General features: G+C 39.5%; 8 protein-coding genes. All 8 read right to left on the reverse strand.

The features are described 5' to 3' along the window. Positions 1–522 precede the first annotated feature (522 nt). Positions 523–4800, reverse strand: coding sequence for a DNA-directed RNA polymerase subunit beta' (gene rpoC, locus DCO56_RS21615; protein WP_108635838.1), 4278 nt, complete (start codon positions 4798–4800; stop codon positions 523–525). 72 nt (positions 4801–4872) lie between these two features. Next, positions 4873–8682, reverse strand: a complete 3810-nt coding sequence (gene rpoB, locus DCO56_RS21620; RefSeq protein ID WP_108636101.1) for a DNA-directed RNA polymerase subunit beta — start codon at positions 8680–8682, stop codon at positions 4873–4875. 168 nt (positions 8683–8850) lie between these two features. Further along, positions 8851–9228 (reverse strand): 50S ribosomal protein L7/L12, encoded by a 378-nt coding sequence (gene rplL, locus DCO56_RS21625; protein WP_002992785.1) that lies wholly within the window; start codon positions 9226–9228, stop codon positions 8851–8853. Positions 9229–9306: 78 nt separating this feature from the next. Then, positions 9307–9825 (reverse strand): 50S ribosomal protein L10, encoded by a 519-nt coding sequence (gene rplJ / locus DCO56_RS21630; protein ID WP_108635839.1) that lies wholly within the window; start codon positions 9823–9825, stop codon positions 9307–9309. Positions 9826–9827: 2 nt separating this feature from the next. Then, a complete protein-coding gene (gene rplA / locus DCO56_RS21635) occupies positions 9828–10526 on the reverse strand; it encodes a 50S ribosomal protein L1 (RefSeq protein WP_046672240.1) in 699 nt (232 codons plus the stop codon). A gap of 22 nt (positions 10527–10548) precedes the next feature. Next, positions 10549–10992 carry a 50S ribosomal protein L11 gene (rplK, locus tag DCO56_RS21640; RefSeq protein ID WP_028072660.1) on the reverse strand — a complete coding sequence of 148 codons (444 nt, stop codon included), beginning with the start codon at positions 10990–10992 and terminating at the stop codon, positions 10549–10551. Positions 10993–11246: 254 nt separating this feature from the next. Then, positions 11247–11402 carry a hypothetical protein gene (locus tag DCO56_RS29365; protein WP_165305686.1) on the reverse strand — a complete coding sequence of 52 codons (156 nt, stop codon included), beginning with the start codon at positions 11400–11402 and terminating at the stop codon, positions 11247–11249. Between the two features lie 54 nt (positions 11403–11456). Beyond that, positions 11457–12125 (reverse strand): CPBP family glutamic-type intramembrane protease, encoded by a 669-nt coding sequence (locus tag DCO56_RS21645; RefSeq protein ID WP_108635840.1) that lies wholly within the window; start codon positions 12123–12125, stop codon positions 11457–11459. Positions 12126–12306 lie beyond the last annotated feature (181 nt).

Consider the following 12306-nt stretch of genomic DNA (forward strand, 5'->3'; position numbering starts at 1 on the left):
GAAGTTTTTTTTCTTTTTCTTTTTCCAATTTCTGCGCCTAACTCCCGTTAAACCCTTCTTTTTTCAGGATTCCTTCTTTCGAAGCAACCGTTCCTCCCTTGCGGAGTGGTGCAAAGATAGGGAGTTTTCGGGCAAACTTCCAAGCCTTTTGTTTATTATTTTTTAATATTAGCGTTAACTTACTGTAACATTGAACGATTTATTTTTAAAGACGCCTTCGGCAAACAATTCAAACAGATCAAATCATAGGTTAAATAACCAACAACTTTATCTAAAAACCAACCCGAATCCCAATCATTAACAACAATCCGTTGGCTAAAAATGGATAAGACAACAGCAATTCCCATAATTTTTCTCTTATCCAAAGTGAAATAGAAGGTGATCCTAGATTATTTTCAACAAGACAATATATAGCTAATTAACATCCTTAAGAATAAGAATTCATAAAAACCTAGTTCCATAAAGCAAAAAAAGGTCCAGACATGCGCCTGGACCTTTCTATATGAAATAATCTATGCTAGATTAATCTTCTTCTTTCGAAGCCAACAATTGATCGTATTCTTCACGAGAACCGACAATTAAGTTGCTGTATTGACGGATACCTGTACCTGAAGGGATCAAGTGACCAACGATTACGTTTTCTTTCAAACCTAACAAGTTGTCACGTTTACCAGCGATAGCAGCTTCGTTCAACACTTTAGTAGTCTCTTGGAAAGAGGCCGCTGAGATGAACGATTTCGTACCCAACGATGCTCTAGTGATACCTTGCAACAATGGACTTGAAGTTGCTGGAATTGCTTCACGCACTTCTACAAGTTTTAAGTCACGACGTTTCAAGCTTGAATTCTCCTCTCTCAACTTACGTAAAGAAACAATTTGTCCTGGACGTAAGCTATTGGAATCTCCCGCATCGACAACGACTTTTTTGTCAAACAAAGAATCATTCTCTTCCATGAAGTCCCATTTGTTTACAGCTTCTTTTTCTAAGAAACGTGTATCTCCCGGATCCTCAATGTTAACTTTTTGCATCATCTGGTGAACGATCGTTTCGAAGTGCTTATCGTTGATCTTCACACCTTGAAGACGGTATACCTCTTGGATACCATTCACGATGTAATGTTGCACCGCTGACGGTCCTTTAATCGATAAGATATCTGCTGGAGAAATCGAACCATCCGATAATGGCATACCTGCTTTCACAAAGTCATTATCCTGAACAAGGATATGTTTAGAAAGTGGCACCAAGTATTTCTTGATTTGACCATCACGTGATTCTATCGACATCTCACGGTTACCACGTTTCACACCACCTAATGTTACCACACCATCGATTTCTGTCACGACAGCAGGGTTAGAAGGGTTACGTGCTTCGAATAGCTCGGTTACACGTGGAAGACCACCCGTGATATCTCGTGTTTTACCAGTAGAACGAGGAATCTTAACTAAGATACCACCTTCTTTCACAGTCACCCCGTTAGCAACAGCAACGTGGGCGCCCACCGGTATATTGTACGTACGGATAACCTCTCCGGATTTATCAAGAATCTTGATGGATGGGTTTTTCGTTTTATCACGTGTTTCAATAATTACTTTCTCTTTGTGACCAGTTTGCTCATCTGATTCTTCACGGAAGGTAACACCTTCGATGATTGCATCAAACTCAACTTTACCAGCAAATTCAGAGATAATTACCGCGTTATATGGATCCCATTCTACCAATTTATCCCCTTTAGCTACAGTACCACCGTCTTCAACGAACAATTGCGAACCGTAAGGGATATTTTGTTGGAATACAATTTTATTATGTGCATCAATGATCTTAACCTCACCAGAACGTCCTAAAACGACTTGATGTGTACCATTGTCATTTGTTTGCGAAACGGTACGCACATTTTCAAATTCGATTCTACCATCGTATTTAGAAATGATGCTTGAGTCTGCGGCGATGTTTGATGCCGTACCACCCACGTGGAACGTACGAAGTGTTAACTGTGTACCCGGCTCACCGATTGATTGAGCTGCGATAACACCGACAGCTTCACCCAATTGAACACGTTTACCGGACGCCAAGTTACGACCGTAACAACAAGCACACACACCACGTTTCGATTCACAAGTTAATACAGTACGAATTTCGACACCCTCAATACCTGATTTCTCGATGACTTCAGCGATTTCCTCCGTGATATCTTCGTTTGCAGAAACAATTAACTCATCTGTTTCCGGATGGAATACATCATGTAATGGTGTACGACCCAAAATACGATCGAACAATGGCTCAACTACATCATCATTATCTTTTAATGCTGTTGTGTAAATACCACGTAAACCACCACAATCTTGCTCCACAACGATCATATCCTGAGCAACGTCATGTAAACGACGAGTCAAGTAACCCGCATCCGCCGTTTTCAACGCCGTATCCGCAAGACCTTTACGCGCACCGTGGGTAGAGATAAAGTACTCCAATACGGACAAACCTTCTTTAAAGTTTGACAGGATCGGGTTTTCAATAATCTCACCACCTGAAGTACCGGATTTTTGAGGTTTCGCCATCAGACCACGCATACCACATAACTGACGGATCTGCTCTTTCGAACCACGGGCTCCAGAATCCAACATCATATAAACTGAGTTGAAACCTTGATTATCGTTAGAAAGAATATCCATTACGTGCGCTGTCAATCTATTGTTGATACGCGTCCAGATATCGATGATTTGATTGTAACGTTCGTTGTTGGTAATGAAACCCATGTTATAGTTGTTCATCACTTCTTCAACTTCGTTCGTTGCTTGTTGGATCAACTCAGCTTTCGCAGCAGGAATGTTCAAATCTTCCAAGTTGAAAGAAAGACCACCTTTGAAGGCTGTTTGATATCCCAATTCTTTCATATCATCCAAGAATTGCGCTGCACGAGCCATACCCGTAGTCTTCACAATCTCACCGATGATATTACGCAAAGATTTTTTGGTAAGCAATTCATTGACAAATCCCATTTCTTCAGGAACAACTTGGTTGAAGATCACACGACCCACAGTTGTTTCTAATAAGGTATCAACGATGCTACCATCTTTTTGTCTAACTTTTGTTTTTACTTTAATCCAAGCGTGAAGATCGATTTGCTTCTCATTTAAAGCAATGATGACCTCTTCAGCCGAATAGAAAATCATATCTTGACCTCTTACGATATGATCACCAGCAGTTTTACGGCCTTTAGTAATATAGTAAAGACCCAATACCATGTCTTGAGATGGTACTGTGATCGGCGAACCGTTCGCAGGATTTAAGATATTGTGTGCTGCCAACATCAAAATTTGGGCTTCCAAAACTGCGGCATTACCTAGAGGTAAGTGAACCGCCATCTGGTCACCGTCAAAATCGGCGTTGAACGCTGTACACACCAATGGGTGTAATTGAATCGCTTTACCCTCTACCAAGGTAGGCTGGAAAGCTTGAATACCCAAACGGTGAAGCGTAGGTGCACGGTTTAGTAATACAGGGTGACCTTTCAATACGTTTTCAAGGATATCCCATACAACCGGATCTTTACGATCTACGATTTTTTTAGCTGATTTTACTGTTTTCACAATACCACGCTCGATCATCTTACGGATGATAAACGGTTTGTAAAGTTCAGCAGCCATATCTTTAGGAAGACCACACTCGTGTAATTTCAAGTGAGGACCTACCACAATTACCGAACGAGCCGAATAATCCACACGCTTACCTAATAAGTTTTGACGGAAACGCCCTTGTTTACCTTTCAAAATATCAGACAAAGACTTCAACGCGCGGTTACCTTCAGTCTTAACAGCATTCACTTTACGCGAGTTGTCAAACAATGAATCTACCGCTTCTTGAAGCATACGTTTTTCGTTACGTAAGATTACTTCTGGAGCTTTGATTTCAATCAAACGTTTTAGACGGTTGTTACGGATAATCACACGACGGTATAAGTCGTTCAAATCCGAAGTCGCAAAACGGCCACCATCCAAAGGCACCAAAGGGCGCAATTCAGGCGGAATGATTGGAACAATCTTTACGATCATCCATTCTGGACGATTCTCGATATTTTCACGTGAGCTACGGAAAGCTTCAACAACATGAAGACGTTTTAACGCCTCATTTTTACGTTGTTGCGAAGTCTCGTTAGCAGCTTGGTGACGTAAATCGTAAGATAATTGATCCAAATCAATACGTTTCAACAAATCTTCCAACGCCTCAGCCCCCATCTTAGCGACAAATTTTTGAGGATCGTTATCGTCTAAATATTGATTTTCTTTTGGTAAAGTATCTAAAATATCTAAATATTCTTCTTCAGTCAAGAAGTCCATAAAGTTGATACCATCTTCTTCCTTAATACCAGCTTGGATAACCACATAACGTTCATAGTAAATGATCATATCCAATTTCTTGGTAGGAAGTCCCAATAAATAACCGATTTTATTAGGAAGAGAGCGGAAGTACCAGATGTGCGCAACAGGAACCACCAAGTTGATGTGTCCCATACGCTCACGACGTACTTTTTTCTCCGTTACTTCAACACCACAACGGTCACACACGATACCTTTATAACGGATACGTTTGTATTTACCACAGTGACATTCGTAATCCTTTACAGGACCAAAAATACGCTCACAGAATAAACCATCACGTTCTGGTTTGTAGGTACGATAGTTAATCGTTTCCGGTTTTGTAACTTCACCACTTGAGCGTTCCAAAATAGTTTCTGGAGAAGCCAAGCTGATCGTAATCGAAGTGAAGTTGCTTTTAATTTTATTATCTTTTTTGTAAGACATACTTATTCAAAAGTTAAAGCTTTATAAAGAAGCTTTGAAGGACTGGAGCCCTTCAAAGCCCTAATTGCTTAATTAATCCAATGTGATATCTAGACCCAATCCGCGCAACTCGTGTACCAATACGTTGAACGATTCTGGTACCGATGGTGTTGGAAGATTGTTACCTTTTACGATTGCCTCGTAAGTTTTGGCACGACCAACCACATCATCCGATTTCACAGTCAAGATCTCTTGAAGGATGTTAGATGCACCGAATGCTTCCAATGCCCAAACCTCCATCTCACCGAAACGCTGACCACCGAATTGTGCTTTACCACCCAGCGGCTGTTGCGTGATCAATGAGTAAGGACCGATTGAACGCGCGTGCATTTTATCATCAACCATGTGACCTAATTTCAACATGTAAATTACACCTACAGTCGTTGGTTGATCAAAACGGTCACCTGTTAATCCGTTATACAAATATGTACGTCCGGATTTTGGCAAACCAGCTTTCGCCACCCAGTCTTGTACCTGATCCATTTCAGCACCGTCAAAGATTGGCGTCGCAAACTTAACACCTAATTTTTGACCAGCCCAACCCAATACGGTTTCGTAGATCTGTCCCAAGTTCATCCGTGAAGGTACCCCAAGTGGGTTCAACACGATATCAACAGGTGTACCATCTTCCAAGAAAGGCATATCCTCATCACGTACGATACGTGCAACGATACCTTTGTTACCGTGACGACCAGCCATCTTATCCCCTACTTTCAATTTACGTTTTTTAGCGACGTAAACTTTAGCCATCTGCACGATTCCTGATGGAAGTTCATCCCCGACAGATACTGCGAATTTATCACGTTTGAACGCACCTAACTCTTCATTAATTTTGATATTGTAATTATGAAGGGCCATTTTGATCAACTCATTTTTATCTTCGTCAGTTGTCCATCCCATTGGGTTGATGTTGTTGTAATCTAATTCAGCTAAGATTTTTTGTGTAAACTTAGCGCCTTTAGCGACCAACAACTCTTTATATACATTGTATACACCTTGGCTTGTTTTACCATTCACCACAGTGAATAATTTTTCCACCAAACGCTCTTTCAATGATTTAACAGCTCTATCGTGAGCAACCTCTAGTTTCTCTAAAGTTTTACGTTCAACCTCTTTAGACATTTTCTTCGCACGGGAGAACAACTTCGTATCGATCACAACACCTTTCAACGAAGGCGGCGTTTTCAATGAAGCATCTTTCACGTCGCCAGCTTTGTCACCAAAGATTGCACGTAATAATTTCTCTTCTGGAGAAGGATCAGACTCACCTTTAGGTGTGATTTTACCGATCAAGATATCGCCACCACCAACTTCTGCACCAATACGGATAATACCGTTTTCATCCAAGTCTTTTGTCGCTTCTTCAGATACGTTAGGAATATCAGCTGTCAATTCTTCCTCACCACGTTTCGTATCACGAACTTCAAGTTCGAATTCTTCAATGTGAAGAGAAGTAAACCAGTCTTCTTTCGCTACACGCTCAGAAATTACGATCGCATCCTCAAAGTTATATCCTTGCCAAGGCATGAACGCTACTTTCAAGTTACGACCCAATGCCAATTCACCATTTTCAGTAGCATAACCTTCACACAATACTTGTCCTGGTTCAACTCGTTGGCCTTTTCTAACGATAGGCTTCAAGTTCATACAAGTATTCTGGTTGGTTTTCTTGAATTTGATCAATCTATATGTTCTGACATCATCATCAAATGATACAAGACGATCATCGTCGTTTCTGTCATAACGGATCTTAATTTCATCAGCATCTACATACTCTACCACACCGTGACCTTCAGCATTGATCAAAGTACGTGAATCTTTCGCTACACGACCTTCAAGACCAGTACCTACGATAGGAGCTTGCGGGCGCAATACAGGCACAGCCTGACGTTGCATGTTCGATCCCATCAATGCACGGTTGGCATCATCGTGTTCCAAGAAAGGAATCAACGAGGCCGCAATAGATGTAATTTGGTTTGGAGCGACGTCCATATAATCAAGCATATTAGGCTCGATAATCGGGAAGTCACCCTCATATCTGGCTTTCACTTTTGCATCTTCGAAATTACCTTTGTCATCATACAAAGCATTCGCCTGTGCAATTGTTTTGCCATCTTCATCTTCAGCAGATAAGTATACTACCGGTTCGTCGACCACAACAACCCCATCTTTTACCTTACGGTAAGGAGTTTCGATAAAACCTAAGTGGTTAATTTTCGCGTGTACAGCCAACGAAGAGATCAAACCGATGTTTGGACCCTCCGGTGTTTCGATTGTACAAAGACGACCATAGTGTGTATAGTGAACGTCACGGACTTCGAAACCTGCACGCTCACGGGAAAGACCACCAGGACCTAAAGCTGACAAACGACGCTTGTGCGTAATTTCAGCAAGAGGATTGGTTTGGTCCATGAACTGAGACAACTGGTTAGTACCGAAGAACGAATTGATTACCGACGAAAGTGTACGTGCATTAATCAGATCCGTTGGCGTAAACACTTCATTATCGCGGATGTTCATACGCTCACGGATTGTACGGGCCATGCGAGATAGACCTACACCAAATTGAGCATATAATTGTTCGCCTACAGTACGTACACGACGATTTGACAAGTGGTCAATATCATCCACCTCAGCTTTAGAGTTGATCAAATTGATCAAATACTTCACAATTGCGATGATGTCCTCACGTGTCAATACTTTCGTATCGTCCGGAGTATCCAACTTCAATTTACGGTTGATACGGTAACGACCAACGTCGCCCAGATCATAACGTTTATCCGAGAAGAACAAACGGTCGATGATACCACGAGCTGTTTCCTCATCGGGTGGTTCAGCGTTACGCAATTGACGATAGATATGTTCTACCGCTTCTTTTTCGGAGTTGGATGTATCTTTTTGTAAAGTGTTATATATAATAGAATAGTCCGCATTGTTTGAGTCATCATCTTTCGCTAAAATAATAGACTTAACGCCAGCTTCGATGATCAAATCAATGTGATCTTCTTCTAGAACAGTTTCACGCTCAAGGATAATTTCGTTACGGTCGATAGATACTACTTCACCAGTATCCTCATCCACGAAATCTTCTACCCATTTTTTCAATACCCTAGCCGCAAGACGACGACCAACATATTTTTTAAGACCAGATTTACTAACTTTTACTTCATCCGCTAAATCGAACAATTCCAAGATATCTTTATCCGAATCGTAACCGATAGCACGCAATAAGGTAGTAACTGGGAATTTCTTTTTACGGTCGATATACGCATACATGACGTTGTTTACGTCTGTTGCGAACTCGATCCAAGATCCTTTGAAAGGAATTACCCTTGCAGAATAAAGTTTAGTACCATTTGTGTGTCTACTTTGACCAAAGAAAACGCCCGGTGAACGGTGTAATTGCGATACGATGACACGCTCTGCACCATTTACCACGAAAGTACCTTTAGGAGTCATATAAGGGATAGTCCCTAAATATACATCCTGAACAATAGTTTCGAAATCTTCGTGTTCTTCATCATTACAAGATAACTTTAACTTAGCCTTTAAAGGAACGCTATAAGTCAAGCCGCGCTCGATACACTCTTGGATATCATAACGTGGTGGATCAATGAAATAATCCAAAAACTCTAGCACAAAAATGTTTCTTGAATCAGAAATAGGGAAGTTTTCCGAGAATACCTTGAACAGCCCTTCCTGATGGCGGTTGTCAGAAGTAGTTTCTAATTGAAAAAACTCCTTGAAAGATTCCAATTGCACATCTAAGAAATCTGGATATTCCAATACTTTCTTACTTGTTGCAAAGTTTATTCTTTCTTGTTGAATATTATTGTTTGCCAAGGGAATATGAATTTTAGTTTTAAAAAAACTGCGCTTACATGTATGCTGTAAACCACATGTCCACTGTGCCCAGCATATACACAGCATAGTGGCGTATTGATATAAATAGGAATAGACTCTGACGAAAAATCGTCAGAGTCTAAACCTTTTCGGGCTAATTAGTTGAGATTATTTAATCTCAACAACAGCACCAGCTTCTTCTAATTGTTTTTTCAAAGCTTCTGCTTCGTCTTTAGATACACCAGCTTTCAATTCTTTAGGTGCTCCGTCAACTAAATCTTTAGCTTCTTTCAAGCCTAATCCAGCTAAATCTTTAACCAATTTAACTACAGCTAATTTTTGACCACCAGCTTCTTTCAAGATAACGTCAAATGAAGTTTTCTCTTCTGCAGCAGCAGCACCACCTTCAGCTGGAGCAGCAGCTACAGCAACAGCAGCAGCAGCAGGCTCGATGCCATACTCGTCTTTTAAGATATCAGCTAATTCTTTAACTTCTTTTACTGTTAAGTTAACTAACTGTTCAGCAAGTTGTTTTAAATCTGCCATTTTATTTTGAATTTTTGAATGTACTTTGTAAAAATTGTTAATTAAATTGTAACGAATGATTCTGTTCTAGAGGATTCGTTAACCTCTTTCTTCTAAAGCTTTTACTAAACCTGCAACAGTATTTCCTCCTGATTGAAGAGCCGAAATAACATTTTTCGCAGGTGACTGCAATGCAGCGATAACGTCAGCGATAAGTTCGTTTTTAGATTTAAGATTAACTAATGCAGTTAATTGATTATCTCCTACGAATGCTGTTGCCTCAATGAAAGCCGCTTTTAACAACGGTTTCTCACCTGTTTTGCGCAATTCTTTGATCAATTTAGCAGGTGCATTAGCGACTTCAGAAAACATCATTGTAGACGCACCTTTAAGCGTTCCAAAAATATCTTCTTCTTCAACACCAGCTTCGATCAATGCTTTCTTAATTAAAGTGTTTTTAACAGCTTTAATTTCGATACCTTGCTCAAAACATTTACGACGAATGCTATTCACTTTTTCAACGGACAACTCAGCAGTATCGGTAATATAGAAGTTACCGTAAGATTTAATCTGTTCGGCCAAAGCTTGAACAATTTCTTGTTTTTCTTCTTTTCTCATGATTAAATACCTGCTACTGATTTAGTCTCAATATGAATACCAGGACTCATAGTTGAGGAAATGTGAATACTTTTAAAGTAAGTTCCTTTAGCTGCAGATGGTTTCAAACGAGCTAGAGTTTGTAATACCTCTAATGCGTTATCATATATTTTATCTGCATCGAACGACGCTTTACCAATAGAAGTATGGATGATACCGGTTTTGTCAACTTTGAAATCGATCTTACCACCTTTTACATCTGTTACAGCTTTACCAACTTCTGTTGTAACTGTACCAGTTTTAGGGTTAGGCATCAAGTTTCTTGGACCTAAAATACGACCCAATTTACCAACTTTAGCCATAACACTAGGCATAGTAATAATGATATCAACGTCAGTCCAACCACCTTCAATTTTGCTGATGTAATCATCTAAACCTACGTAGTCTGCACCTGCTGCTTTAGCTTCTTCTTCCTTATCAGGAGTACACAAAACTAAAACGCGAACAGTTTTACCAGTACCGTGAGGTAATGTTGCAATACCACGCACCATTTGATTTGCTTTACGAGGATCTACGCCCAAACGAACGTCGATATCCACAGAAGCATCAAATTTGGTCAATGAGATTTCTTTAACTAAAGCCGAAGCTTCTTTCAAAGAGTATGCTTTACCAGCTTCAATTTTGGATAGTGCCGCTTTTTGATTTTTTGTTAATCTAGCCACTTTTCTTAAATTGATTTCTTAATTAATTGTTCCAAGGAGCATTACCGGATACAGTAATACCCATACTACGTGCTGTACCAGCTACCATTCTCATAGCAGCCTCTACAGTAAATGCATTTAAATCAGGCATTTTATCTTTAGCGATAGTCTCAACTTGTTCCCAAGTGATAGCCGCAACCTTTTTACGGTTAGGCTCGCCAGATCCACTTTTTAATTTAGCAGCATCTTTTAATTGAACTGCTACCGGTGGAGTCTTGATGATAAAATCAAATGACTTATCCGCGTAAACTGTAATGACAACAGGTAATACTTGACCTGGTTTGTCTTGCGTACGAGCGTTGAACTGTTTACAGAAATCCATGATATTCACACCTTTAGCACCTAATGCAGGTCCTACTGGAGGTGAAGGATTCGCAGCTCCGCCCTTAACTTGTAATTTTACTAACGCACTGACTTCTTTTGCCATTTTGTTTTGAATTTAATTTTGTTAAATGTCTGTTAGTAAGTTGGAAGCAAATAACGTAACATTCATCGATCGGGACGTAACACCCCAACCGAGGTGCAAAGTTAATAAGAAGATTTGAATCCTGCAAGTATCTAACTTTTAATTTTTCAGGAATTTAGGTTTTTCTTTGTAAAGGTTCAATCTATTCCGACATCCTTCCATTTGTACTCAATTGCCATCACCGAATAACCTTGTTTCATAATTTTCTCCGAACGCTAACTCCTGTCTCCGCTATTTCCAAAGACATCATCTATTCCCGCATTTACGCCTTGCATAAAAGCATCAAAATTGTTGATCAATGCAATCAAAAAACCGATTATGACCAAAGCATATAGGAGATACTTAACCCTTTCAGATTTTAAAATTTCCATAGCCTAATTTTATTTAAATAAATTATTCATATTATAGACTTTCGCGTATTGTGTTTAAATTTTCACAAGAACAGCAACAAAATTCACCAACACATGCAGCACCACCCCATATATAAATCCATACCTTACCCTTAGAAAAACTGTCAAATATCCAAGGATGATCTGTGGAAGTACATAAATAGGATAAAGAAACCAAATACTCGTATTAATAGGGGCAAAATTTGCTATGTGCACTAATCCAAATGAAATGGCACTTATTGAGCCCAGAACCTTTATTGAAACAATCCTCATTAGAAATTGTTCAATATTCATACCCTTCAGTATTTGATAGGTCAACAAACAGATCAGCAAAAAAGATGAAACGATGGCCAAGGTCATTAAATTCATCTTAAATAAATTCTTAAAGCCTAACAGGGAATAGATTAAAATAACAGAAAGAGATATCGCTATATGCCGTGGATCAAAAGACAGCCACAGACGAAACATAGTCTCCTCCACTAACGGGGCAAAGAAAGCAGCCAATAAAATTATATAAAAGCTATTATTATGCGCTAAAGCCCTGATCGATCTAAACACATCATGATTCAACAGACTTGGCAATTTATAATAATCAACTACCAAAAAAGTATCAACAGATTTAATGATTAACATGAGTACCATGCCAATTCCCATAAATAGCAGATACAAATAACCAACTAACTTTATTTTATCTTTTGTTAACATGGCTGAACGTTAAACATAACAATAGTCATATTAGGAATCAGCCAACATTACTTATTCCTTGTTGAATTGTATCCCTCATTAAACGCTTCGATAAGCGCGCTGCTATTAGAAAAAACATAAACAATGAATGCTATCAATGCTATTATAGCCCCCAATTTTAAAAGTGTTTTAATTTTCATGC

The organism is Sphingobacterium athyrii, from assembly GCF_003071065.1.
GTDB classification, from domain to species: domain Bacteria; phylum Bacteroidota; class Bacteroidia; order Sphingobacteriales; family Sphingobacteriaceae; genus Sphingobacterium; species Sphingobacterium athyrii.

Excerpts from the sequence above, each read along its gene's own strand:
- rpoC (WP_108635838.1), bottom strand. The coding sequence starts at position 4,800 with ATGTCTTACAAAAAAGATAATAAAATTAAAAGCAACTTCACTTCGATT.
- rplL (WP_002992785.1), bottom strand. The coding sequence starts at position 9,228 with ATGGCAGATTTAAAACAACTTGCTGAACAGTTAGTTAACTTAACAGTA.
- rplJ (WP_108635839.1), bottom strand. The coding sequence starts at position 9,825 with ATGAGAAAAGAAGAAAAACAAGAAATTGTTCAAGCTTTGGCCGAACAG.
- rplK (WP_028072660.1), bottom strand. The coding sequence starts at position 10,992 with ATGGCAAAAGAAGTCAGTGCGTTAGTAAAATTACAAGTTAAGGGCGGA.
- DCO56_RS29365 (WP_165305686.1), bottom strand. The coding sequence starts at position 11,402 with ATGGAAATTTTAAAATCTGAAAGGGTTAAGTATCTCCTATATGCTTTG.
- DCO56_RS21645 (WP_108635840.1), bottom strand. The coding sequence starts at position 12,125 with ATGTTAACAAAAGATAAAATAAAGTTAGTTGGTTATTTGTATCTGCTA.